Origin of the sequence: Rhodoferax sp., from assembly GCF_034520025.1 — a bacterium.
Classification (GTDB): Bacteria; Pseudomonadota; Gammaproteobacteria; order Burkholderiales; family Burkholderiaceae_C; genus Allorhodoferax.
On the sequence record NZ_JAXHNZ010000001.1, the window covers coordinates 1542820 to 1565431 of the forward strand.

At 59.9% G+C, this 22612-nt stretch carries 23 protein-coding genes; 16 read left to right on the top strand and 7 right to left on the bottom strand.

Annotated elements, in window-relative coordinates; genetic code table 11:
* The first annotated feature begins 30 nt into the window (after positions 1-30).
* Both U5L73_RS07410 and U5L73_RS07415 read left to right on the top strand, forming a co-directional pair.
* Entirely contained in the window at positions 31-486 is a 456-nt protein-coding gene (locus U5L73_RS07410; RefSeq protein WP_322561740.1) for a group 1 truncated hemoglobin, read from the top strand.
* Between the two features lies 1 nt (position 487).
* A complete protein-coding gene (locus U5L73_RS07415) occupies positions 488-1159 on the top strand; it encodes a plastocyanin (protein WP_322561741.1) in 672 nt (223 codons plus the stop codon).
* A 49-nt stretch (positions 1160-1208) separates the two neighbouring features.
* On the opposite strand, the gene U5L73_RS07420 is transcribed toward U5L73_RS07415, so the two are convergent.
* From U5L73_RS07420 to U5L73_RS07430, 3 genes are read right to left on the bottom strand one after another with little or no spacing between them, the layout of a single operon-like run.
* Complete coding sequence (locus tag U5L73_RS07420) at positions 1209-2267, bottom strand: GGDEF domain-containing protein (RefSeq protein WP_322561742.1); 1059 nt, start codon at positions 2265-2267, stop codon at positions 1209-1211.
* 38 nt (positions 2268-2305) lie between these two features.
* On the bottom strand, positions 2306-3106 hold the full coding sequence (locus U5L73_RS07425) for an anti-sigma factor domain-containing protein (protein WP_322561743.1): 801 nt from the start codon (positions 3104-3106) through the stop codon (positions 2306-2308).
* Between the two features lie 9 nt (positions 3107-3115).
* A complete protein-coding gene (locus tag U5L73_RS07430; RefSeq protein ID WP_322561744.1) occupies positions 3116-3691 on the bottom strand; it encodes an RNA polymerase sigma factor in 576 nt (191 codons plus the stop codon).
* 209 nt (positions 3692-3900) lie between these two features.
* Here U5L73_RS07430 and U5L73_RS07435 point away from each other — a divergent pair, with 209 nt between their 5' ends.
* The 6 genes from U5L73_RS07435 (at position 3901) to U5L73_RS07460 (ending at position 8189) form a co-directional block, all read left to right on the top strand.
* Entirely contained in the window at positions 3901-4494 is a 594-nt protein-coding gene (locus tag U5L73_RS07435) for a ferritin-like domain-containing protein (RefSeq protein ID WP_322561745.1), read from the top strand.
* Positions 4495-4890, top strand: a complete 396-nt coding sequence (locus tag U5L73_RS07440) for a c-type cytochrome (RefSeq protein ID WP_322561746.1) — start codon at positions 4495-4497, stop codon at positions 4888-4890.
* Positions 4891-4925: 35 nt separating this feature from the next.
* Positions 4926-5468, top strand: a complete 543-nt coding sequence (locus U5L73_RS07445; RefSeq protein ID WP_322561747.1) for a DUF3455 domain-containing protein — start codon at positions 4926-4928, stop codon at positions 5466-5468.
* A 140-nt stretch (positions 5469-5608) separates the two neighbouring features.
* On the top strand, positions 5609-6877 hold the full coding sequence (locus U5L73_RS07450) for a PAS domain S-box protein (RefSeq protein ID WP_322561748.1): 1269 nt from the start codon (positions 5609-5611) through the stop codon (positions 6875-6877).
* Positions 6878-6892: 15 nt separating this feature from the next.
* Entirely contained in the window at positions 6893-7480 is a 588-nt protein-coding gene (locus U5L73_RS07455; RefSeq protein WP_322561749.1) for a HAMP domain-containing sensor histidine kinase, read from the top strand.
* Between the two features lie 52 nt (positions 7481-7532).
* Positions 7533-8189, top strand: a complete 657-nt coding sequence (locus U5L73_RS07460; protein ID WP_322561750.1) for a DNA-3-methyladenine glycosylase I — start codon at positions 7533-7535, stop codon at positions 8187-8189.
* 66 nt (positions 8190-8255) lie between these two features.
* Here U5L73_RS07460 and U5L73_RS07465 read toward each other — a convergent pair whose 3' ends face one another.
* Positions 8256-8864: an XRE family transcriptional regulator gene (locus U5L73_RS07465; RefSeq protein WP_322561751.1), complete on the bottom strand. Its 609-nt coding sequence runs from the start codon at positions 8862-8864 to the stop codon at positions 8256-8258.
* Between the two features lie 73 nt (positions 8865-8937).
* Here U5L73_RS07465 and U5L73_RS07470 point away from each other — a divergent pair, with 73 nt between their 5' ends.
* Complete coding sequence (locus U5L73_RS07470; protein ID WP_322561752.1) at positions 8938-10008, top strand: low specificity L-threonine aldolase; 1071 nt, start codon at positions 8938-8940, stop codon at positions 10006-10008.
* 91 nt (positions 10009-10099) lie between these two features.
* Here the strand turns inward: U5L73_RS07470 and argH are convergent, their stop codons facing one another.
* Positions 10100-11533, bottom strand: coding sequence for an argininosuccinate lyase (gene argH, locus U5L73_RS07475; protein WP_322561753.1), 1434 nt, complete (start codon positions 11531-11533; stop codon positions 10100-10102).
* Between the two features lie 40 nt (positions 11534-11573).
* Here argH and U5L73_RS07480 point away from each other — a divergent pair, with 40 nt between their 5' ends.
* The 3 genes from U5L73_RS07480 to U5L73_RS07490 are packed head-to-tail and all read left to right on the top strand — an operon-like array spanning position 11574 to position 14118.
* Positions 11574-12611: a sensor histidine kinase gene (locus U5L73_RS07480; RefSeq protein WP_322561754.1), complete on the top strand. Its 1038-nt coding sequence runs from the start codon at positions 11574-11576 to the stop codon at positions 12609-12611.
* On the top strand, positions 12608-13372 hold the full coding sequence (locus tag U5L73_RS07485; RefSeq protein ID WP_322561755.1) for a LytTR family DNA-binding domain-containing protein: 765 nt from the start codon (positions 12608-12610) through the stop codon (positions 13370-13372). The genes U5L73_RS07480 and U5L73_RS07485 overlap by 4 nt, the downstream gene beginning before the upstream one ends.
* Positions 13369-14118 (top strand): substrate-binding periplasmic protein, encoded by a 750-nt coding sequence (locus U5L73_RS07490; protein WP_322561756.1) that lies wholly within the window; start codon positions 13369-13371, stop codon positions 14116-14118. Before U5L73_RS07485 ends, U5L73_RS07490 begins: the two co-directional genes overlap by 4 nt.
* Before the next feature lie 64 nt (positions 14119-14182).
* On the opposite strand, the gene U5L73_RS07495 is transcribed toward U5L73_RS07490, so the two are convergent.
* Positions 14183-15549, bottom strand: a protein-coding gene (locus U5L73_RS07495; RefSeq protein ID WP_322560488.1) for an IS3 family transposase whose coding sequence is annotated in 2 segments (ribosomal slippage) — positions 14183-15060 and positions 15060-15549 — 1368 coding nt in all. Because the reading frame shifts where the segments join, the coding sequence is not laid out codon by codon here.
* 83 nt (positions 15550-15632) lie between these two features.
* Positions 15633-18455 (bottom strand): phosphoenolpyruvate carboxylase, encoded by a 2823-nt coding sequence (ppc, locus tag U5L73_RS07500; protein WP_322561757.1) that lies wholly within the window; start codon positions 18453-18455, stop codon positions 15633-15635.
* Between the two features lie 97 nt (positions 18456-18552).
* Here ppc and hemC point away from each other — a divergent pair, with 97 nt between their 5' ends.
* Genes hemC through U5L73_RS07520 form a run of 4 tightly spaced genes read left to right on the top strand, consistent with a single transcriptional unit; the run spans position 18553 to position 22586 of the window.
* Complete coding sequence (hemC, locus tag U5L73_RS07505) at positions 18553-19464, top strand: hydroxymethylbilane synthase (RefSeq protein ID WP_322561758.1); 912 nt, start codon at positions 18553-18555, stop codon at positions 19462-19464.
* 7 nt (positions 19465-19471) lie between these two features.
* Entirely contained in the window at positions 19472-20266 is a 795-nt protein-coding gene (locus tag U5L73_RS07510) for a uroporphyrinogen-III synthase (protein WP_322561759.1), read from the top strand.
* Complete coding sequence (locus U5L73_RS07515; RefSeq protein ID WP_322561760.1) at positions 20263-21315, top strand: uroporphyrinogen-III C-methyltransferase; 1053 nt, start codon at positions 20263-20265, stop codon at positions 21313-21315. Before U5L73_RS07510 ends, U5L73_RS07515 begins: the two co-directional genes overlap by 4 nt.
* Positions 21316-21317: 2 nt before the next feature.
* Positions 21318-22586 carry a heme biosynthesis HemY N-terminal domain-containing protein gene (locus tag U5L73_RS07520; RefSeq protein WP_322561761.1) on the top strand — a complete coding sequence of 423 codons (1269 nt, stop codon included), beginning with the start codon at positions 21318-21320 and terminating at the stop codon, positions 22584-22586.
* Positions 22587-22612 lie beyond the last annotated feature (26 nt).

The following is a 22612-nucleotide window of genomic DNA, read 5'->3' on the forward strand; positions in this document are numbered from 1 at the left end:
ACCGCACCGAAACACACGCAAGGAATCGTTATGAAAACACTCGCAATCGCCGCCCTGGTCGCCCTGAGCAGTCTGGCCACCTTCAACACCTATGCCCAAACTGCAGCGCCTGCTGCAGTGGCTAAAAATGACGCGCTGTACCAGGCCCTGGGCGGTAAGCCCGGCCTGCAAGCCCTGATGGATGTGTTTGTGGCCGGCCTCAAGGCCGACAAGCGTATCGGCGAACAGTTCAAAGACACCAAGTCTTCCTTCCTGGCCTCTCAATTGGTGGACCAGGTGTGCATGGTGACGGGCGGCCCGTGCAAATACGACGGTGCTGACATGAAGACCGCGCACGCTGACATGGGCATCACCCGCGCCAACTTCCATGCGCTGGTGGAAGTGCTGCAAGTCTCCATGGATGCGCGCAATATTCCTTTCAGCACCCAAAACCAGTTGCTCGCCTTGCTGGCGCCTATGCACCGCGACATCGTGACTGCCAAATAACATGCACCTTGCCAAATTCAAGCCGCAGCTCCGGGCTGCGGCGGGTGCCGTTTCTTTGTTTTGCGTGGGTCTGGCAGGGGCCGGCACCTTGGAAGTGCTGGTTCTCGACCGTGATGGCAAGCCCACGCCAGACGCCGTAGTGATTGTTTTGCCAGCCGCTAAGGGCGCGCCCCGCAACTCCTTGGCCATGACCGCGGTGGTCAACCAGGAGAAACAGCAATTCATACCCGCGGTGACTGTGGTGGGAGTGGGTGCCAAAGTTCGTTTTACCAACAGTGATCCCTGGAACCACCATGTGCGTCTCGGCCAACCCGGGGCAGTGATAGGGGCCTCGGATGGTCAATCCGTCATGCTGGAAGGTAAGCAAGACGGCAAGCCCGCCAGCGCAGCGGTATTCACCATGGACAAGCCTGGCGCAGTGGGAGCGGCCTTGTTGGGCTGTTTTATCCACAGCCGCATGAGCGGTGTCGTCTATGTCGCGGAATCGCCTTGGACTGTTAAAACCAATAGCCAAGGCATTGCTGTGTTGGAAGATGTGCCAGAGGGGGCCGCGAGCGTCAAAGTGTGGCATCATGTCCAGTTGGTCGAGAAGACACCTTTGCAGGTGCTCGTGCAAGCAAACCCCGCAAAAGCCACGTTTCAGCTGGATGTGGCGACCAAGCGTAGAAGTTAGCGTATCCGGTCAAACAGGCGCAAGTCTCCAGTGGCAGTTTCAGAGAGACTCAAACCACTGGAGAAGCGGCCGCTGCATTCGTATCGAGGTCATTGCGGACGCAATTTCGCCCGGAGTGCTTGGCGAGATAAACAGCGCGGTCCGCTTCGATCATGGACTCTGTCAACGGCCGATGCGCTAAGACAGGTGCGACCCCCACCGAAATCGTTACCGGCAAAGGCTCCTTGTTAGCTTCTACGGCCGCACGCAGCTTTTCGGCCAAGATCATGGCCTTCTCCCTGCTGGTCTGAGCAAGGCAGACGACAAACTCTTCACCACCCCAGCGGATCAAGTCGTCATCTTTGCGCAGAGTGCTTCGCATTAATTGGGCTGTTTTTTGAAGGACGGTGTCGCCCACAGCATGCCCATAGGTGTCGTTGACGTTTTTGAAGTGATCAATGTCGATCAGCATGACGAAGGACGTGGGGTCCGATTCGGATTGACGCTCCATGCGGCGCTCAATGCTTGGCATTGCGTGACGGTTCATCGCTCCCGTTAAGGAGTCGGTGAGAACTGTCGTTTTCAGTGTTTCGACTTCCGCATACGAGCTCATGACCGAGGAAAACAGCTTACCCAGCGCTTTAAACAGGCCCACTCCCATTAGATCGAAGTAATCGGGCGTGCCGGTGTAGATTACAAAGATTCCAACCTCTTTGCCGTCCGGAGAGGCCAAAGGCACGGCCAAGGAGTTCGCAATTCCGTGGACCGTAGCGGCGTGCCGCCATGGTGGATAGGGCGAGTCAGGACTGATCTCGAAAGACCGGATTTGCTGGCCCAGCAATACGGAAAAGGCAGGGCCTTGTTCTGTGAGAGGGTCGCGCACGATCTTTAGGTCTTTAGCGAAATCGGATGCCTTCCCTGCGTAAACCTGTGGGAACACCAATAGCGAGTCGGGGTGACCGAACCATGTCCAAGCCAGCAAAATATGTTCGCTGGCCCTGCATAAGGTGTCACAAAAAGCAGCAACGACAGACAACTCTGCTCCGGATTGGATCAAATCCGATGCACTTGAAATGATGGTCTCCGCAATCGCGGAGCGTTCCGCCGATACGTCTAAGGTCCGGTTCATTAAAAAACCCTGCTTACAGTTGCCTCTCGCTGCCCACCTTACAGCATTTTTTGAATCAATGCACCTTTAAAGAGCACCGGCCCGGTCGGCCCGCCTTCGCCCGGTACGCCCCCTTTAGGCTCGAGGCTGATAGCTAGGGTGGGCACGTCGCGCACATCGTTCTCACCGGCAGTCAAGCGAAGTAATTTTTCTCCGCCTAGCACACCGAGCGATTTTGGACCGCTGCCGGGCGGCAAGGCCCAGAGTTGCAGAGACTTGTCACCCGCCTCCTGAAAGCCGCCGACCCGTTGCAGGGTCAGTTTTTTGCTTTTCGGGTCAAAGGTCACCAGCATCGATGCGGCAGCTTGGTTGTCCGCCAGGACCGCCACGTATTCGATCTGCGGAGTCGCTTGCAGTTGGGTTTGCAGTTTGGCAATTTCGCTGCCCATGTCCTGGCGCAGGTTGACGCCCACGGCAATAGCCGCCACCGTAGCAAACGCGCTGGCCGCGCTGATGCCACGCCAAACGGTGAGACTGCGAAGCCAGCCGGTAAATGGCGCAGGCTTGGTGTTGGCTTCGGCCTGGCTTGCGGCATTGCGTCGTGCATAGAGCTGCGCTTGCTCCCGATCCGCTTGGACTAGGTTGTCAATCCGGGTCCATACGGCTGCATCCGGTTGAACACTGGGTTGCAGCTCGTTGATACTGGCAAAGCGGCTTTGCCAAATCAGGGCAGCAGCACGCACCGGCGCTTGCTCGCGGGCCATGACCTCAAAGCGGCGGCGTGCACCGCCGCGCAATGTGCCCAGCGCGTAGCTGGAGGCCAGTCGCTCCAGCAGTTCAGGGTGTTGATGAATTTTCATGGGGTGCCTTCAGGCAAAACGGGCCATGCATGCGCGGAGCTGGTCCAGCCCACGGCGAATCCATGTTTTAACGGTCCCCAGCGGCAACTGCAGCTGGGTGGCAAGCTCGGAGTGGCTCATGTCGCGGATATAGGCGAGGTTGACCACTTCCCGTTGCTTGTTTTCAAGGCGACTCAGGCACTGATTCAATGTCCACGCCTGCTCGCTGGCGAGTGCGGTGTCCATGGGGGTCGGGCCTTCACCGTCGAGGGTGTCGGCCAGCACATCGTCAATTTCTTGGGTGAGGTGAGAGCGCTCCGCAGCGCGCCGGCGCAAGAAGTCCAGCGCACGGCTGCGAACGATCAGCCCCATCCACGCCATGGGCGGGCTCAGGGTGGCTGAATACCCGGGGGCAGATTTCCAGATATTCAAGAAAGCCTCCTGCAGCACGTCTTCGGCGAATTCGCGCTGAGTGACCACGCGCAACGCCAAGCCGTAGAGCTTGCCGGCGCATTCGTCATACAGGGCCTTGAGGGCTTGGGCGTCCTGCTGGGCGATGCGTTCCAGCAGACCGATGAGCATGGTGTCGTGGTTGTCAGCATTCATTCCTCCATTGTCAGCTAGAACTCGTTGCGGTTTGCGGCACCCCTGTGGATGAGCACCTGTAAACAGTACGCACTAACCCTGAATCCGGATTCACGAAAGTTTTTTTAAAAAAGTTGAATCCGATCCATCAGGGCGGTGCGTATTCGACTCGAGAGCTAGAAATTCTGGTCTCACTGGATTGCACAACCATCAACCGAAAGGAATCCGACATGACCTCCATTATTCAAACTGTGAACGCGACTTCTATTGCATCCCGCCGTGGTTTCTTGGGCCGCACCGGCACACTGTCAGCAGTAGCGGTAGCTATGTTGGCTGGGAAAGAATCATTGGCTCAGGGTATGGCAGGTGACACCTCCAAAGACGTGAGCATCCTGAACGTGGCGCTGGGCCTGGAGCATGAAGCCATCAACGCCTACCAACTCGGCGCTGGCAGCGGCTTGCTGCAAAAGCCGGTGTTGGACGTGGCTGTGCGTTTCCAAGCGGACCACAAAGCCCACCGTGACGCACTGATTGCCACCATCCAAAAGCTGGGCGGCACACCGGTGATGGAAAAGAAGCTCGACGAATACGCCAAAGCCCTGAAGGCAGACACCCTGCGCAACCAAGGCGACGTGCTCGACCTGGCAGCCCGCTTGGAGCTGGGCGCGATCAACGCTTACCTAGGCGTGATCCCTGCATTCGGCAATAAAGACCTGGCCAAAGTCGCCGGCCGCTTGGCTGCTGACGAGACCATGCACTACATCTTGCTGAACAACGCCATGGGCCGTCCGCTGCCTGCCGGTGCTTTGTCTTTCGGTGCCTAAATGAAAGCGCGCACCCTCTCGATGTGGTGGGCCTTGGCGTGGGCCTTTGCTGGGCCTGCGCTGGCGCAGGCCCAAGAAATGGTTCCGTCGGTAAGCCGTGGGCAACAGCTGGTCGAAAGTCGTTGCTTCGGTTGTCATAGTGTGGATTCCAACCGCATTGGTCCCGCATTGGGTGGCGTGGTGGGCCGCAAAGCCGGCAAGGCCGAAGGCCACGACTATTCAAAAGCCCTTGCGGCAGCCACGCATACCTGGACGGTTGCGGGCCTCAAAGCATGGTTAACGGACCCCGAAAAGGTCGTTCCCGGTCAAGAGATGAACTATCGCTTAGATCTTGCGCAGGACAGGGAGGATGTGGTCGCCTACCTCGCCACATTGTCCAAACCCGCGCGCCCCTGATTTTTATTTACCTTTCCTCTGTTACAGGAGTACTTATGCAAACACGTACCGCTCTCTCCCTGATTGCCTTGGCTGCGCTGACCGCCTGCGCCACCCAGCCGATGCGCGCACCTTTCAACCAGGCAGATCTGCCCGCTGCGGTGCAAGTGCCCGCAGGTAACAAAGTGGCCCTGGAGCACGCCGCCGCTGGCGATGTGAATTACCAGTGCCGCGCCAAAAAAGATATGGCTGGTCAGTTTGAGTGGGTGTTTGTGGGCCCTGATGCCGGTCTCAAAGATCGCAGCGGCAAAATCGTGGGCAAGTACTACGGCCCTCCAGCCACCTGGGAAGCCAACGATGGCTCCAAAGTGACAGCGACTCAGGTTGCAGTGGCGCCGAATGGTGCAGGTAACCTGTCGTTGCAACTGACCAAAGCCAACCCAGCGACCGGCATGGGCATGATGCAAGGCGTGACCTTCATCCAGCGCGTGGCTACCGTGGGCGGTGCCGCTCCAAGCGCCACATGCACCAAGGCCAACGAAGGTGCCAACCAGTTGGTGCGCTACACCGCTGATTACATCTACTACAAGGCAATGTAAGTAAGTTGCTATCAAAACAAGAGCTGCTCGCGCATATGTGTAGTGCGCTAGCGGCTCTTTTTATGCCTGAAAAGATGGGGCTTGTTTATGTGGAGTTGCCGGGTTTAAGCTGAAGTTTGGCGAATCCAGACATGCACATCATGCGTTTACCCACCTCACTTCTCAAGCCGAATGTGACGCTGGCCAGCAGCGAGCTGAGCATTTTGTTCAGCCGGCTCTTGCGCACGACGACGGCTGCCAGCGTCTTGTACCTGCTGGTGAGCCCCTTGCTCGGCAGCCACATCAACACACTGATTGCGCCAGCGCTGATCTCTATCGCTGGTATGGTGTGCCTCGCTTTGCAGTCCCGGGGCCGGTTCAAGACAGCCATCGCCATGTATGCGTGGATGCTCTGGAGCGTGGTGGCCCTGCAGTCCGCGATTCGTGGCGGGGCACTCAACCCGATACTCAATGTTGATTTGATCGTGATCCTGGTAGCCGGCTGGCTGCTCGGCATGCGCCACGCGTTTCAGTTAGCAATAGCCACGGTGCTGTGGCTCATTGCGCTGCCGGTGCTGCAAGAGGCCGGTTGGATTCACCCGGAGCCTGCGACCAACCCGTGGGGCATTTTGTTGGCGCAAGTGGTCATATTGACGGGCGGTTTTTTAGCATTCCGGTTGGTGTTGGGCGCATACCAACAGCATGTTCAGAATGTGCAGACGCTCAATGGATCGCTCGCGGAAAAGTTGGGGGACTTGTCCCGCCAAGAGGCTGCGTTGCGCGAAAGCGAGCAGCGGGTCAACCAAATTTTGCAGGCTAGCCCGCTGCCCATGTTGGTAAGCGAGTTTGAGCGAGGCACCTGCTTGGAGATCAACCCCGCGTGGGAACGCTCTTTCGAGCGAGCCCGCAAGGATGTGATTGGTCGTACCGCCGTGGAGCTCGGGATGTGGCGTGACGAGTCTTTGCGGCGCGTGTTCAAACAACAGTTTGCCGACAAGGGGCGGGTGGAGGGGTTCGAGGTTCGCCACGACTTGCCCGGTGGTGCGCTGCGGACCTTGCTGCTTTCGTCAGAGCGTTTTTCTTACGGCGGGCAGTCTTGTGTGCTCACCATTTCTGTAGACGTTACCGAACGCAAGCGGCTCGAGCAAGCGCTCATGGACCTCAATGCCAACCTCGAGCAACGTGTGTCAGAGCGCACCCGTGCTTTGGACGAGGCGAACCAACATCTCACACAGACCATGGCGAATTTGCAACGCGCGCAGGATGAACTCATCAGCAGCGAAAAGCTGGCCTCTTTGGGCAGTTTGGTGGCCGGCGTTGCGCATGAGCTCAACACACCTATCGGTAACGCGCTGATCACCATCAGTGCGCTGCAAGAAAAGAGTGAGCGCGCCAGCCGCGAGGTGATGGCCGGCAGTTTGAAAAAATAAGCGTTCCAGGAATTCATGCACAGTTTGGTGGAAGGCACCACACTCTCGCGCCGCTCTTTGGAGCGCGCGGTGAATTCCATTGGCAGCTTCAAGCAGGTCGCGGTGGACCAGGAGTCCGAGCGCCGGCGCACCTTCGATGTCCGCGAGACGGTGCACGAGGTGGTAGACATGCTCAGACCCAGTATCAAATTTCAGCGGCATCAGCTTTCTGTGGAGATACCGGAAGGCCTGCTCGTGGAGAGCTTTCCCGGTCCCTTGGGGCAAGTTGTCATGAATCTGGTCAGCAACGCCATGGTCCACGGCCTGGCAGATCGGGCGGATGGTGCAGTGCAGGTGAGTGCCGCAAGCGCGTCAGATGACAAGTTTTTTGTGTTGACGGTGCAACACAACGGGTGCGGCATACCGCCAGAGAATTTAGCCCGTGTGTTTGATCCGTTTTTCACCACACGCTTGGGGCAGGGCGGGTCAGGCCTGGGCTTATCGGTCAGCCACCGCATCGTGACCCGCATTTTGGGTGGCCGCATCAAAGTGAGCTCGACGCTGGGTGAAGGATGTGTCTTCGAAATGACCCTGCCCAAGGTGGCGCCGCAAGTGGTGAATTAAGCCGCTATACTGGTCAAAAAAACAGTATCTCAGCGCACTTAGCGGAGGCTCCATGCTCAACGACACTGCCGCGCCCAACGGGCTTTTTACCGACGATGGCCACACCGCACGTTGCGTCTGGTGCCGCAGCACGGCCGAATACCAGCGCTACCACGACCAGGAGTGGGGTTTTCCGGTGGATAGCAACACGCGCCTGTTCGAGAAGATTTGCCTCGAGGGCTTTCAGGCCGGCCTGAGCTGGCTCACTATCCTGAACAAGCGCGAGTCCTTCCGCGCAGCCTTTGCCGGGTTTGATATGGACAAGGTGGCCCTGTTCGATGAAGCGGATGAGAAGCGCCTGTTGCTGGACGCTGGCATCGTGCGACACCGCGGCAAAATTGCTTCCACCATCAACAACGCTAAACGAGCCCAGGAGCTGCGCGCCGAGTTCGGCAGCCTAGCGGCCTACTTCTGGGGCTATGAGCCGGCCAGTGGCAGTCGCCCGGCCACCATTACCCACCAAACGCTCAGCGGCATGACGACCTCGCCGGAGTCGATTGCACTGTCCAAAGACCTGCGCAAGCGCGGCTGGAGCTTTGTGGGGCCCACCACCATGTATGCCTTTATGCAGGCCATGGGACTGGTGAATGACCACCCGGAGGGCTGCAATGCCCGCGAGCGGGCGCTGCAGGCGCGCGCTGGCTTTTCGGTACCCCATCCCACCCATTAGTTGCTATCGTTTTAGTAGCTGCTAGCGCATATTCAACTTGGGCTAGCGCCTACTTTTACTAAAAATTTAGCCTAGGTGCTCCACCACCAGCACCGCCTTGGCCATGCCCTTGCCGGTGTTGCTGATGGCATGCTGCACGTCCACCGCATAGCGCGCGCTGTCGCCCGCTTTGAGCACTTTGCTGCTGTCGGCGGCCTGCACGGTGAGGCTGCCGCTGAGCACGGAGAGGTGTTCTTTGGCGCCCGCCTCGTGTGGCTCGGAGGCCAGTACACCGCCGGGCTCCACGGCCAGCTCGTACCACTCCACCCGCCCCGCCAAGGCGATGGGCCCCAGTATGCGCAGCGTGCACTTGCCGTCGGGGCTGGTGATGACGGGAATGGTGTGAGCGGGCACCAGTTCCACTGTGGGAGTGGCCTTGTCGGCGCTGGCGGTGCCCAGCAGGTCGGTGAGGCTGATCCCCAGCGCCGTGGCCAAGCGCCAGAGCACGCCCACCGTAGGGTTGGCCTGGTTGCGTTCCACCTCGGAGAGCATGGACTTGGACACCCCTGCACGTTTGGACAGCTCGTCCAGTGAGAGTTTCTGCGCCTTGCGGGCGTCTTGCAGCTTGGAGCCTACGGCCGGGGGGCCGTCGACCAAAGGAGTAGTGAACGGGATGGAGTAAGGGACTTGCGCCATGGTGGTTTTGGTCGGTAAAATGGATTTTTGTTCGATATACCGGAAATATTCGCTCAAACGATATTACACCGCCATGACAACTTTGCCAAACTCCGCATCCACCGTTGGCTCCGGCCACTACCTGCAATTCGCCAGCGACAACACTTCCGGCATCTGTCCCGAGGCCATGCAGGCGTTCATGGCGGCCAACACCGGCTTTGCAGCGTCCTACGGCAATGACGACGCCACGCGCCTTGCCTGCGACCGCATCCGCGAAGTGTTTGAGGCGGACGCCGAGGTGTTCTTTGTGTTCAACGGCACAGCGGCCAACTCGATTGCGCTGGCGTCCCTCTGCCAGTCTTACCAAGCCGTGATTTGCAGCGACACGGCGCACGTGGAGACCGATGAATGCGGCGCGCCTGAGTTTTTCTCCAATGGCTCCAAGCTGCTCTCCGCCCCGCACCGCCATGGCAAGCTCACCTCGGCTGGTGTGCTGGAAGTCATCACCCGCCGCACCGATGTGCACTACCCGCGGCCCAAGGTGGTCACGCTCACCCAGTCCACCGAGATGGGCTCGGTCTACCAGAAGGGCGAGATCAGCGGCATCAGCCGCATTGCCCAAGAGCACGGCCTGAAGGTGCACATGGACGGCGCCCGCTTTGCCAACGCGGTGGCCGCCCTCAAAGTGGCTCCTGCCGACATCACCTGGCGCGCCGGGGTGGATGTGCTGTGCTTTGGCGGCACCAAGATGGGTTTGCCGATTGGCGAGGCGATAGTGTTTTTTGACCGCAAGCTGGGCGAAGAGTTTTCTTATCGCTGCAAGCAGGCCGGGCAGTTGGCCTCCAAGATGCGCTACCTCTCGGCCCCTTGGTTGGCCATGCTGACCAATAACACCTGGCTGCGTCACGCAGCGCATGCCAACGCCATGGCGCACCGCTTGTCCGAGCGCATAGCCGGCATCGCTGGTGCCGAGCTGCTGTTGCCCACGGAAGTGAACGGCGTCTTCGTTAACCTGCCCGGGCCTGCCATTGTCCGCCTCAAGGCCCTGGGCTGGACCTTCTACACCTTCATCGGCGGTGGCGCGCGCTTCATGTGCTCGTGGGCGACGACTGAAGAGGCCGTAGATCACCTCGCCAGCGACTTGGAGCGGGTGCTGGCCGGCTGAGTGAGCATCAAGATGCTACGAATTTGATAGCTGCTTGCGCAGTAAAAACGGGGGCTAGGCCCCGTTTTGTTTGAAAGTGTTGGGCGAGCCCTTAGCCCAAACGCGCCCGGTGCCGCGCCAACTGCGCCTTCACTTGTGCCGGTGCGGTGCCACCCAAGATATTGCGGGCATTAAGTGAGCCGCGCAGGCTCAGGCAGTCGTACACATCTTTCTCGATGCTGGCGTGGAAGCCTTGCAGCACTTCCAGAGGCAGTTCGGACAAATCGCAAGCATGGCTTTGAGCAGCCTTCACGGCATGCGCCACCGTTTCGTGCGCATCGCGGAAGGGGAGGCCCTTCTTCACCAGGTAGTCGGCCAGGTCGGTGGCGGTGGCGTAGCCCTTCAGCGCCGCACGCTCCATGGCCTCGGCGTTCACGCTGATGCCGCCTTCCTTCTGGCCAGTGGCCGCATTCAGCTGGCCGCCAATCATCTCGGAGAAGATGCGCAGCGTGTCCTTCAGCGTGTCCACGGTGTCGAACAGGGGTTCCTTGTCCTCCTGGTTGTCCTTGTTGTAGGCCAGGGGCTGGCCCTTCATCAGGGTGATCAGGCCCATCAGGTGGCCGACCACGCGGCCGGTTTTACCGCGTGCCAGCTCGGGTACGTCGGGGTTTTTCTTCTGCGGCATGATGGAACTGCCGGTGGTAAATCGATCGGCAATTTTGATAAAACCGAAGTTCTGGCTCATCCAGATGATCAGCTCTTCGCTCATGCGGCTGATGTGCACCATGGTCAGGCTGGCGGCGCTGGTGAACTCGATGGCGAAATCGCGGTCGCTCACAGCGTCCAGGCTGTTCTGGCACACGCCGTCCATGCCCAGGGTCTTGGCTACACGCTCGCGGTCCAGCGGGTAGCTGGTGCCCGCCAATGCGGCGCTGCCCAGCGGCAGGCGGTTGGTGCGGCGGCGCACCTCGGCAAAGCGCTCGGCGTCGCGGCTGAACATTTCCACGTAGGCCAGCATGTGGTGGCCAAAGCTCACGGGCTGGGCCACTTGCAAGTGGGTGAAGCCGGGCAGGATGACTTCGGCGTTCTTCTCGGCCACATCGATCAGTGACTTTTGCAGGTCCACCAGCAGCTCGCCAATCAGGTCAATTTCGCCGCGCAACCACAGGCGCACATCGGTTGCGACTTGGTCGTTGCGGCTGCGGCCGGTGTGCAGGCGTTTGCCGGCGTCGCCCACCAGCTGGGTCAGGCGGGCTTCGATGTTCAGGTGCACGTCTTCGAGGTCCAGCTTCCATTCAAAAGCGCCGGATTCGATTTCGCTCCAAATCTGGGCCATGCCTTTTTGGATGGCTGCGTGGTCATCGGCAGAGATGATGCCCTGCGCGGCCAGCATCTCGGCATGCGCCAGACTGCCGGTAATGTCGGCCTGCCAAAGGCGCTTGTCAAAGAACACGCTGGAGGTGTAGCGTTTGACCAGATCGCTCATGGGCTCGGAAAACAGCGCGGACCACGCTTGGGATTTTTTATCGAATTGGTTTTGGGACATGGGAAGCGCTTTTCAGGAATGGAGTCAAAATCCGGTGGACATGAACGACAACCAAATATTATCGACGTTCCAGGAACTCACCCCTGCGGTGCCGGTTGCTCAGCCCGCACCGGTGCTGGTGTTTGACGCCTGCCACATTGGTGTGGTGCTGCGGGCGGTGTTGTTTGTGGAGGTGTCGTTAGGGGTGGTTTGCATGTTCGGCGCTACCACCTTGTGGGAATGGGTGTCCCGCGTAGCGCTGGTCACCGGCGCCGCACTGCCGGGCACTTTGGCATGGTTGCTATCGGCCTGTATTGCCAAGCGCTGGTTGGGCGCCATGCCCCGGGTAGCGCAGTACGCGCTGGCCATTACCTTGGGTGGTGTTGCCGGTTTGTATGGCTGCGGGCTACTCGCTTTGACGGGCCTGCTGGAAAGTTCGCCCTGGGTGTCCAGCCTGTTCTCTGGGGCCGTGTTGTCCAGCTTGCTGGTGGCGGCACTGGTGATGCGCGCTAAAGGCCGCACCCCGGCAGATACTGCGGCCCGTTTGGCGGAGCTGCAGTCGCGCATCCGACCGCATTTTTTGTTCAACACCCTCAATAGCGCGATTGCGCTGGTGCGCGCCGAGCCCGCCAAGGCCGAAGCCTTGTTGGAAGACTTGAGTGACCTGTTCCGCCATGCGCTCAAAGACCCGAGCAGTTCGGTCACTTTAGGCGAAGAGTTGACGCTGGCACAGCGCTACCTGGCCATTGAGCAGGTTCGCTTTGGTGAGCGGCTGCGGGTGCAATGGGAACTGGATCCTCTGGCAGATTGCGCCCATCTACCGCCCTTGATTTTGCAACCGCTGGTAGAAAATGCGGTCTGCCATGGCGTGGAGCCGAGCCCCACGGGGGCGGACATCAAAATTTCGACCCGCTGCAAAGGATCGGTAGTGGTGATCAAAGTCACCAATTCAGTGCCTGCCGGGCAGGGCGGGCCCGGCCACGGCTTGGCACTGAACAATGTGCAGGAGCGCTTGGCGTTGTTGCATGATGTGCAGGGGCAGTTTAAAAGTGGCCTGATAGACGGGGTGTACCAAGTACGTATGGAGGTGCCTTTATGACTGCAATGCAGCCTGACAACCCTCTGAGGATCATGCTGGTGGATGACGAGCCTTTGGCGCGTGCGCGCATGCGCACCTTGCTGGGCGACTGCAAGGCACCTGCAGTGCATGTAGTTGCAGAGGCACCCAACGCAGAAGTCGCAGCCCCTCTGCTCCGTGAGCACCCGGTGGATGTAGTGTTGTTGGATATTCGCATGCCCGGTGACAGTGGTTTGACGCTGGCCAGCACCTTGCGCAGTTTGCAAAGCCCCCCTGCGATCGTGTTTGTGACTGCCCATGCCGAACACGCAGTGGCTGCTTTTGATCTTGAGGCAGTGGATTACCTGACCAAGCCCGTCCGTTTGGAGCGCCTGCAGCTGGCGCTACAAAGAGCAGAGCGATATGTGCAGGCCAATAGAGGGCTGCAGGCCAGTTTGGCTACAGAAGAGGTGCTGGTGATTCAGGAGCGCAACCGCACCGAGCGGGTGCCGCTGTCGAGGGTGCTGTATTTCAAGGCTGAGCTGAAGTACATCACAGTGCGCACCGTGAACCGAAGCTACATCCTGGACGGGGCGCTCAACGACCTTGAGGAGAAGTTTGCTCAACAATTCATTCGCATCCACCGCAATGCTTTGGTCGCACGCAAAATGATTCGGTCCCTTGAAAAACACCTTGATCCCGAAGAGGGCGAAGGGTGGGCAGTGCGCTTGCAGGGGGTCGAAGAAGTGCTGTCCGTATCGCGCAGGCAGTTGTCCACGGTCCGAGGGGTCTTATCGCCATGAGTTTTCGTCGTGCGTTGGTTTTGGGTTCGATAGGAAGTGTGTTGCTGCCAGCGGCCCACGCCAAAACAAGCATGATCAAGGTGCAGATCGGCGCCGAAGACGATTGGCGCCCTTATGCCTACACCCTGGCGGGTAAGCCGATGGGCTTTTCGGTAGAGCTGGTGCAGGCCGCTTGGGCGGCTGCCGGCGTCGAGGTGGAGTTGGTGGCCCTGCCGTATGCCCGCTGTATGCGCGAGGTCGAGGCGGGCAAACTCCCTGCGTGTTTCAACACCTTGCGTGACGCGCGCACCGAAGACAAATACCTCTGGCACCGCCAACCCTTGTTTCGCGCCCGGATCGGGATTTACGGCCGGACAGACGGTCCGTCGGATCAGGTGAGCCTGCAAAGCCTCAATGGAAAGCGCATCGGTGTCACCAACGGCTATGACTACGGCAGCGCCTTTGATGATGATCCTGCGATGGTGCGCGATGTGGCCAACTCCGATCTCACCTCGTTGCGCAAGCTGGCTGCCGGGCGGGTGGATTACGCCTTGGTCTACGACCGGGTTGCCAACGAAATCGCGGTGAACAACCTGGCTTTGGCGCAGCAGTTTCGGCTGCGCGGCACTTTGCAAGAGGTGTCACTCTATGTGTCATTTTCCAAACGTTTTGAGGGCGCTGCTGCGTTGGCACAAAAGTTCGATGCCGGTCTGGAGACGATCCGCAAAAACGGGGAATACGCACGCATTGAGGCCCGCTGGCGCTAGACAATATGCCACCCATAAAAAAGGGCCCGAGTGAACTGACCCCAAGAAGTTGGACGGTTGGAAGCTAGGCGCCCAAGGCCTGGGTTCGGTACTCCACCGGGCTCAGGCCTTTTAGTTTGAGCTTAATACGCTGGTGGTTGTAGTAGTGGATGTAGCGGCCTAGTCCCTGTCGTAACTGCTGGACGTTGTCGAATTTGTTGAGACGGAAGAACTCCGATTTCAGCGTGCCGAAGAAGCTCTCCATCGCTGCGTTGTCCAGGCAGTTACCCCTGCGGGACATGCTTTGCGTCAGGCCTCGCTCGAGTAGCCGCTGTCGGTAGGCCTCCATCTGGTACTGCCAGCCTTGATCTGAGTGCATCATCGGAGCCTCCTGCGCAGTGAGTCGCGACAGCGCCTTCTTGAGCATGTTTCCCACCAGCTGGAAGAGCGGACGCTCGTTCATTTCATACGCCACGATTTCTCCGTTGAACAGGTCCATCACGGGCGACAGGTACAGCTTCTCGCCGCGCACATTGAACTCGGTCACATCGGTCACCCATTTCTCGTTCGGACGCTCGGCCTCAAACCGACGATTGAGTAGGTTGGGCGTCGAGGCCATCTCGCCCCGATAGGAGCGATATTTCTTGGGTCGCACCAGCGACTTCAGGCCCAGGCTCTGCATCAGACGCTGCACCGTCTTGTGATTCACTATTTGGCCGCTGCGTCCGAGCTCGGCCGTGATGCGCCGATAGCCATAGCGCCCCTTGTGGCGTTCGTACACAGCTTGAATGCTGCCCTTTAATCCGGCGTATCGGTCGCCAGCCTGCAGCACCTTGGCTTGGTAGTAGAACGTGCTTCGCGACAGGCCTGCGGACTGCAGTAGTCGACGCAGCAGGAACTGTGGCCTCAGTTCGAGGACGGCTTGCACTTTTTCAGCGCAGCTTGCCGATTGGCTCGAACCAAGGCCTCCAACTTTTTTAGGTAGGCCACCTCCGTACGTAGTTGCTCGTTCTCCTCGTGCAACTCTTGCAGCGAGCGCTTGTCGTCCTTCTGCGCGGGGGCGGCTGGCGCGGATTTGGGCTTGGGGGACTTCATGGGAGGGCGGCCTCGGGGTTTGGGGTGGAGCGCTTGCAGGCCACCCTCATCGTACTGGCGCCGCCACAAACCCACGATGCCTCCACCGCCACGCACGTCAAAGAGCGTGGCCGCTTGCGTGTTCGACAACTCCCGAAGCTTGGCTTGGCGCAGTACGTTCAACTTGAACTCTGCGCTGTAGTAGCCCCCCGGCTTTCTGTGCAGTCCATTCAGACCATGGGCCTTATAGCGGTGCACCCAGTTCGCGATGCTGTTACGACCTATCCCGTACTGCTTGGCCAAAGCCTTGTGGCCCAGCGGTCCGTCCAGATACTTTTGAACAACTTCGAGCTTGAAGCTCTCACTGTGTTTCGTCATGAAAAACACCCCATCGGTTGGATTGATGTCCAACCTTTGGGGTGCAGTTCAGAGGGCCCTTTTTGTTTTGTCGCAAATCTCGCTTAGCCTGTGTTGCGCAGTCCGGCGGCGATGCCGTTGATCGAGATATGAATCCCGCGCTGCACTCGCTCGTCGGCCTTGCCTTCACGATAACGGCGCACCAGTTCGACTTGCAAGTGGTGCAAGGGATCGATGTACGGAAAGCGGTGACGGATCGAACGCTGCAAGGCCGCGTTGTTGGCCAGGCGGTTCTTTTCGCCGGTGATGGTAGCCAGCGCTTGCGCGGTGCTGTGCCATTCGGCCTCGATGGCGCTGAAGATTTTTTTGCGCAGTCGGGCATCGCCCACCAGCTCGGAGTAGCGCGAGGCCAGGGCCAGATCGCTCTTTGCCATGACCATGTCCATGTTGGACAGCAGAGTGCCAAAAAACGGCCACTGCTTGTACATTTTTTGTAGCAGTGCGACGCGTTCTTTTTGCTCGGCGGCTGTGCCGGAGCCCACGAACTTTTGTACTGCCGAGCCAAAACCGAACCAACCCGGTAGCGTCAAGCGGCATTGGCCCCAGCTGAAGCCCCAAGGGATCGCGCGCAAGTCTTCAATCCGCTGTGAGGCCTTGCGAGAAGCCGGGCGCGAGCCGATGTTGAGTTCCGCAATTTCGCGCAAGGGCGTAGAGCTGAAGAAGTATTCGGTAAAGCCGGGGGTTTCGTACACCAGGGCGCGGTAAGCCGCCATGCTGTTGCCGGAGAGCTCTGCTGCTGCTTCCAGGAAGGCCTTGGTGGCCGACTTGGTGGGTTGCAGCAAAGTGGCTTCCAGGGTGGCGGCGACCAGCGTTTCGAGGTTGCGGCGGCCGATTTCGGGGTTGGCGTATTTGGAGCCGATGACTTCGCCTTGCTCGGTCAGGCGGATCTGACCCCGCACGGTGCCGGGGGGCTGAGCCAAGATGGCTTGGTAGCTTGGGCCGCCGCCGCGACCCACGGTACCGCCACGGCCATGGAACATGCGCAGCTGGATTTTGTGCTGCGCCGCCAGCACGTCAAACAGTTCCACCAAGGCGATCTCGGCGCGGTAGAGCTCCCAGTTGCTGGTGAAGATGCCGCCGTCTTTGTTGGAGTCGGAGTAGCCCAGCATGATGTCTTGCTCGCCACCGCCGCGTTTGACCAGCTCAGCCACACCCGCCAGCGCATAGAACTCGCGCATGATGGGCGCCGCGTTGCGCAGATCTTCGATGGTTTCAAACAGCGGCACGACGATCAGGTCAGCAACACCTGTTGCATCCAAGGTGCCGCGCATCAGGCCGACTTCTTTTTGCAGCAGCAACACTTCGAGCAAGTCGCTCACGGTCTCGGTGTGGCTGATGATGTAGTGGCGGATCGCCTCCGCGCCAAAGCGCTCGCGCATGACCTTGGCCATGGCAAAAATCGCGAGCTCGCCTTGGGCATGTGCCGAGTATTCCGCACCGTGTACCCGTAATGGCCGTGCGTCGTTGAGCAGGCCCATCAACAGGGCACGCTTGGCATCTTCCGACAGGCTGCTGTAGTCGGCGTGCACACGGGCAGTAGCCAGCAGCTCGGCAACCACTTCTTGGTGCTTGTCAGAGCTCTGGCGCAAATCAACCGTGGCCAGGTGGAAGCCAAACACCTCCACCGCGCGGATCAGGGGGTGCAGCCGCTGTGCCGTCAGTGCGCCACCGTGGTTTGCCTTGAGGGAGGTCTCAATCACCCGCAAGTCGGCCACAAAGTCTTCGGCTAGCAGGTAGGGGTTTTGCGGTGCTACTGCGTGGCGGGCTGCTTCGGTGCCGGTCAGGTCAGACAAGGTGGCGGCCAGGCGCGCATACATGCCGGTCAGGGCGCGGCGGTAGGGCTCGTCTTTGCGGTGGGCGTTTTGATCTGGCGAGCGCTCAGCCAGCGCTTGCATTTCGGGGGTGCAGTCGGCCAGCATGGCGGAGATGGAGAGCTCACCGCCCAGATAGTGCACCTCGGTCAGGTAGTGGCGCAGTGCCACTTCCGCCTGGCGGCGCAAGGCGTATTCCAGGGTCTGGGCGCTGACGTTGGGGTTGCCGTCGCGGTCGCCACCAATCCACTGGCCCATGCGCAAAAAGCTGTGCACCGGCTGGTTGCCCAGCATGCCTTCGAGCTCCGCATACAACTTGGGGATCTCGCGCAAAAAGGTGGATTCGTAGTAGCTCAGGGCGTTTTCGATTTCATCGGCGACGGTGAGTTTGGAAAAGCGCAGCAAGCGGGTTTGCCAGAGCTGCATCACACGGGCGCGCATCTGGGCTTCGTTGGCGGCTAGCTCTTTGGGGGTGAGTGCGTCTTTCTTGCTGTCGACGGTGCCAGCGCGCTGTTTGATCTCGTCGCGCTGGGTCAGCAGCTGGGCAATGTCGCGCTCGGCATCCAAAATGCTTTTGCGCTGCACTTCGGTGGGGTGCGCAGTGAGTACCGGCGACACAAAGCTCTGTGCCAGGGTGTTGGAGATCGTTTTAGGCGCAATGCCGGCCCAGCGCAGGCGGGACATGGCGACTTCGATGCTGCCTTCTTGCGTGTCACCCGCCCGCTCGTGCACGGCGCGGCGGCGGATGTGGTGGCGGTCTTCAGCCAGGTTGGCCAAGTGCGAGAAATACGTGAAGGCGCGAATCACGCTCACTGTTTGGTCGCCGGACAGGCTTTTCAACAGTTTTTTAAGGGCCTTGTCGGCTTCCTGGTCGGCGTCGCGGCGGAAGGCGACGGACAGCGTGCGGATTTTCTCAATCAGCTCGTAGGCGTCTACACCTTCTTGCTCTCGGATGACATCCCCCAAAATGCGCCCAAGGAGGCGGATGTCTTCTACCAAGGGACGCTCGTTGTCTTTTGTGCGCTTGGCCGTTTCTGCGGCAGGTGCTTTATTCATAGGTCTGGGAGTGGGGTGGGGGAGGCTTCAGGCGAAGCAAGGAACGCGCCCATGCTAGCATCGATGCCATATTTTGGATTACAGCCGAGTTACGATTTTGCCCACATTTACGATCGCCACCCGAGAGAGCCGATTGGCACTTTGGCAGGCTGAACATGTTCAGTCTTTGTTAGAAAAAAACGGGTCAACGGTGGCCCTTTTGGGGATGACCACCAAGGGCGACCAGATCCTCGATCGCTCGCTGAGCAAAGTCGGTGGCAAAGGCCTGTTCGTCAAAGAGCTGGAAGTCGCCCTCGAAGAAGGCCGTGCCGACTTGGCGGTGCACTCCCTCAAAGATGTGCCGATGGAGCTGCCTGAAGGCTTTGTGCTGGCCTGCGTGATGGAGCGTGAAGACCCCCGCGATGCGTGGGTGTCGAGCACCTACGCCAGTATGTCGGATCTGCCAACCGGCGCCGTGGTCGGGACCTCGAGTTTGCGACGCGTGGCTCTGTTGCGTGCCATGCGCCCTGATTTGAAGATTGAGCCTCTGCGTGGCAACCTCGACACCCGATTGCGCAAACTCGATGAAGGTCTGTACGACGGAATCGTTCTGGCGGCTGCCGGCTTGAAGCGCTTAGGTTTGGAGGCTCGTATTCGCGCGGTCTTTGAGCCTGAGCAGATGCTGCCCGCTGCCGGGCAAGGTGCCTTGGGCATCGAGATCCGGAGCGACCGTGCGGATGTGGCAGGCGCCTTGCAGCACCTGGTGCACACCCCCACTTGGCTGGCGGTGTCCGCCGAGCGGGCGGTGAGCCGCATGATGGGCGGGAGTTGCTCGATGCCGTTGGCGGCATATGGCCAGTTTGAAGGTGAGCAATTGCGTATCCGGGCCGCTTGGGGCGATGCCGATGGCGTCCAGCCGGTGGTATGCGCCCACGCCAGTGGCTATGTGGCGGACACAGCCTCGGCCGTGGCGCTGGGCGAGCAAGTCGCGCTTGCTTTGCAGGCCGGCGTGCGGGCGCAAGCCGCATAGGGCCGTTATGCGTGTTGTCATCACCCGGCCTCAATCTGAAGCTGCACCGTGGCTCAAGGCACTTGCGGATGCCGGCTATGAGGCTGAATCCTTACCCTTGATTGATATCCAGGCTGCGGCGGCATCCGCACCGCTCAGTGCGGCCTGGGAGCGCTTGGATAGCTTTGATGCCGCCATGTTTGTCAGCCGTAATGCGGTGCACTATTTCTTTGAACAAAAAACAATGGTGGCGCCCGTATTTACTGCGGGATCAGCTATCAAAACAAGAGCGTTTGTGACCGGGCCGGGTAGCTATTCGGCGCTGCTCAAAGTCGGCGCTGAGGCAGCGTATATCGATGCGCCTGACCACGAGGGAGGTCAGTTCGACTCTGAGGCGCTGTGGGCGGTGGTGTCTGCGCACGTGGTGCCCGGCTACCGGGTTCTGGTGGTGCGCGGCACCACGGTAGATGCGGGCGCTAGTGATGAGGGGTTTGGGCGGGATTGGTTCGCAAGCCAGGTGAAAAATGCGGGCGGAGAGGTGGAGTTCGTCGTCGCATACCAGCGACAGCGCCCGGTGTGGGATGCTGGCGCCATCGCTTTTGCGCAGCGAGCAGCGACTGACGGCACTGTGTGGGTGTTCAGCAGTTCTGAAGCTGTGCGCAATTTGGAAGCTTGCTGCCCAGGCGGGGATTGGAGCCAAGCCAAAGCCGTAGTGACCCATGCCCGGATTGAAGCCGCTGCTTTAGATGCTGGCTTTGGTCAGGTTTTGCTGGCCAAGCCTGTGCTGGGCGCACTGTTGGCCTCTATAGAATCTCCGCAATGAACGCCCAATCCCCTGAGCCTATTGCCACTGACACCGCTCTTGCGGTTGGAATGACTCCCGCGGCTAAGCCAGATGCGTCTCAACGCTGGCTGGCCCTCGTTGCCGTAGTGGCGGCACTTGGTGTGCTGGGCAGCGTGTTGTTGTGGCAGAAGCTGGGGCATGTACAAGAGCAGTTGGCGCGACAAGCAGCCGACTCCGGTGCTCAGGCTAGCGAGGCCCGGGGAACCGCCAAGCAGGCCCAAGAACTGGCCATTGAAACTGCCGCCAAAATTGCAGTGTTTGACGCCAAGCTCACTGAGGTGGCTCTACAGCGCACCCAACTCGAAGAGCTGATGCAAAGCCTCTCACGATCGAGGGACGAAAATCTGGTGGTGGATGTGGAGTCCGGCCTGCGGCTCGCGCAACAGCAAGCGCAGCTGACGGGGAGTGTGGAGCCTTTGTTGACGGCCCTCAAGTCTGCGGAGCAGCGGGTTACCCGCGCTGCGCAGCCGCGTCTGGCCCCGATTCAGCGCGCCATTGCCAAAGACATTGCACGTATCAAAAACACCGCTCTCTCGGATACGCCTGCCATGTTGCTCAAGCTCGATGAGCTGGTGTCCTTGGCAGACGAAATTCCGGTGAGCAATGCACTTCCCTCGGCCAAAACTCCGCCGGCACTGGAGCGGCAAGCCCAAGAGTCTTTGCCCGGTTGGTGGGGGCGACTCGGAACCGTGATCCGTGATGAAGTGCGGGGCTTGGTACGTGTGAGCAAAATCGATAACCCGGATGCTGCCCTGTTGTCTCCCGAGCAAGCTTTTTTCGTGCGTGAAAATTTCAAGCTGAAAATTCTGAACGCGCGCTTGGGTTTGCTGGCCCGCCAAACCGAAGCTGCCCGTGCCGATTTGTCCGCAGCCTCTGGCTCGCTGACCCGATTTTTTGATGGCTCGTCCCGCAAAACACAGGCGGCCCAGGCTGCCTTGCAGGCGCTGCAGTCTCAAATGCGCACCCTCGAGGTGCCACGGGTGGACGACACCTTGGCCGCCCTGGCTACGGCGGCGGCGGGGCGCTGATCATGCGGTTTGCGCTTTGGTTGATTGCTTTGATTTGCGTGGCTGTGGTCTCTGCACTTTTCGCAGGAAATAACCATGGCACGGTGACCTTGTTCTGGCCGCCCCACCGTATCGATGTGTCGCTGAACTTGGTGTTGCTCGGACTGGCGCTGCTTTTTGTGACCTTGCATCTGGCCTTGCGTGCCCTGTCGGGTTTATTCAGCATTCCGCAGCAGGCCCGTCGCTGGCGGCTCTCCTACAAAGAGCGGAGCATTTACTCTGGTCTGCTCGACACCATTTCCCATTTGGTGGCGGGCCGGTTTGTGCGGGCCCGCAAAGCCGCTGAGGTGGTGGTGGCGATTGAAGACGCCATGTTGGCTAGTGGTGATGCCTTACCGGATGCAGCGCGTTTGCGCACATTGGCGCACCTGTTGGCTGCAGAAAGTGCCCATGCTTTGCAAGACCGCAGCCTGCGCGAGTCGCATTTCGACAATGCGCTGGCAGAGGCCAGCAGCAAAGAGGCCGGCGACTTGCGGGATGGGGTTCAGTTGCGTGCAGCGCGTTGGGCTCTGGAAGATCGCGATTCAGTCGGTGCCGTGCGCTGGCTGGAGCAATTGCCCGTCGGCACGGCTCGGCGCACCATTGCGCTGCGGTTGCGCTTCAAAGCAGCGCGCCAAGCCCGAAACACCCGCGTGGCGCTGGATGCCGCCAGAGTGCTTACCAAACACCGGGCATTCTCCGAAGTGGCGGGAGCCGGCATCGTGCGAGGGCTGGCCCTTGAGATGCTGCGCGATGCGCACGATGCTGCGCAGCTGGCGCAGGCTTGGGCGTCTTTGGAAGTGTCCGAGCGACAGCAGCCGGACGTGGCGCTGGAGGCCGCGCAGCGCTTGCTCAGCGTGCAAGGTGATCCTGCGGTGGCGCGTCTCTGGGTGTTGCCACTGTGGGAGTCGCAAGGCCATAGCCTGACCTCCGATCAGCGGGTGCGGTTGACCGGTATTTTGGAAACCAGTTTCGGTGCCAGCGAGGCCCTGCCTGAAGCGGCTTGGCTTGCCCGCATCGAGCAGGCGCAAATGGCGCTGCCCGGTGATCCCTTGCTGCAGTACCTGGCCGGCGTGATGTGTGTTCGCTTGTCGCTGTGGGGCAAAGCGCAGGCTTTGTTGAAACAGTCCATCCCGCTACTTAAAGATGCCGGATTGAAGCGCCGGGCCTTGCTGGCCTTGGCTGATCTGGCCGAACACCGCATGGATATCAAAGCGGCGGCAGAGGCTTACAAAGCGGCTGCAAGGGCGTAAACCCATGGTGACGCCGTAAAGCGTTG

Excerpts from the sequence above, each read along its gene's own strand:
- U5L73_RS07510 (WP_322561759.1), top strand. The coding sequence starts at position 19,472 with ATGCGTGTTGTCATCACCCGGCCTCAATCTGAAGCTGCACCGTGGCTC.
- U5L73_RS07485 (WP_322561755.1), top strand. The coding sequence starts at position 12,608 with ATGACTGCAATGCAGCCTGACAACCCTCTGAGGATCATGCTGGTGGAT.
- U5L73_RS07425 (WP_322561743.1), bottom strand. The coding sequence starts at position 3,106 with ATGAAAATTCATCAACACCCTGAACTGCTGGAGCGACTGGCCTCCAGC.
- U5L73_RS07520 (WP_322561761.1), top strand. The coding sequence starts at position 21,318 with ATGCGGTTTGCGCTTTGGTTGATTGCTTTGATTTGCGTGGCTGTGGTC.
- argH (WP_322561753.1), bottom strand. The coding sequence starts at position 11,533 with ATGTCCCAAAACCAATTCGATAAAAAATCCCAAGCGTGGTCCGCGCTG.
- ppc (WP_322561757.1), bottom strand. The coding sequence starts at position 18,455 with ATGAATAAAGCACCTGCCGCAGAAACGGCCAAGCGCACAAAAGACAAC.
- U5L73_RS07450 (WP_322561748.1), top strand. The coding sequence starts at position 5,609 with ATGCGTTTACCCACCTCACTTCTCAAGCCGAATGTGACGCTGGCCAGC.
- U5L73_RS07470 (WP_322561752.1), top strand. The coding sequence starts at position 8,938 with ATGACAACTTTGCCAAACTCCGCATCCACCGTTGGCTCCGGCCACTAC.
- U5L73_RS07415 (WP_322561741.1), top strand. The coding sequence starts at position 488 with ATGCACCTTGCCAAATTCAAGCCGCAGCTCCGGGCTGCGGCGGGTGCC.
- U5L73_RS07455 (WP_322561749.1), top strand. The coding sequence starts at position 6,893 with ATGCACAGTTTGGTGGAAGGCACCACACTCTCGCGCCGCTCTTTGGAG.
- U5L73_RS07440 (WP_322561746.1), top strand. The coding sequence starts at position 4,495 with ATGAAAGCGCGCACCCTCTCGATGTGGTGGGCCTTGGCGTGGGCCTTT.
- U5L73_RS07430 (WP_322561744.1), bottom strand. The coding sequence starts at position 3,691 with ATGAATGCTGACAACCACGACACCATGCTCATCGGTCTGCTGGAACGC.
- U5L73_RS07435 (WP_322561745.1), top strand. The coding sequence starts at position 3,901 with ATGACCTCCATTATTCAAACTGTGAACGCGACTTCTATTGCATCCCGC.
- U5L73_RS07490 (WP_322561756.1), top strand. The coding sequence starts at position 13,369 with ATGAGTTTTCGTCGTGCGTTGGTTTTGGGTTCGATAGGAAGTGTGTTG.
- U5L73_RS07445 (WP_322561747.1), top strand. The coding sequence starts at position 4,926 with ATGCAAACACGTACCGCTCTCTCCCTGATTGCCTTGGCTGCGCTGACC.
- U5L73_RS07465 (WP_322561751.1), bottom strand. The coding sequence starts at position 8,864 with ATGGCGCAAGTCCCTTACTCCATCCCGTTCACTACTCCTTTGGTCGAC.
- U5L73_RS07420 (WP_322561742.1), bottom strand. The coding sequence starts at position 2,267 with ATGAACCGGACCTTAGACGTATCGGCGGAACGCTCCGCGATTGCGGAG.
- U5L73_RS07410 (WP_322561740.1), top strand. The coding sequence starts at position 31 with ATGAAAACACTCGCAATCGCCGCCCTGGTCGCCCTGAGCAGTCTGGCC.
- U5L73_RS07515 (WP_322561760.1), top strand. The coding sequence starts at position 20,263 with ATGAACGCCCAATCCCCTGAGCCTATTGCCACTGACACCGCTCTTGCG.
- U5L73_RS07480 (WP_322561754.1), top strand. The coding sequence starts at position 11,574 with ATGAACGACAACCAAATATTATCGACGTTCCAGGAACTCACCCCTGCG.
- U5L73_RS07460 (WP_322561750.1), top strand. The coding sequence starts at position 7,533 with ATGCTCAACGACACTGCCGCGCCCAACGGGCTTTTTACCGACGATGGC.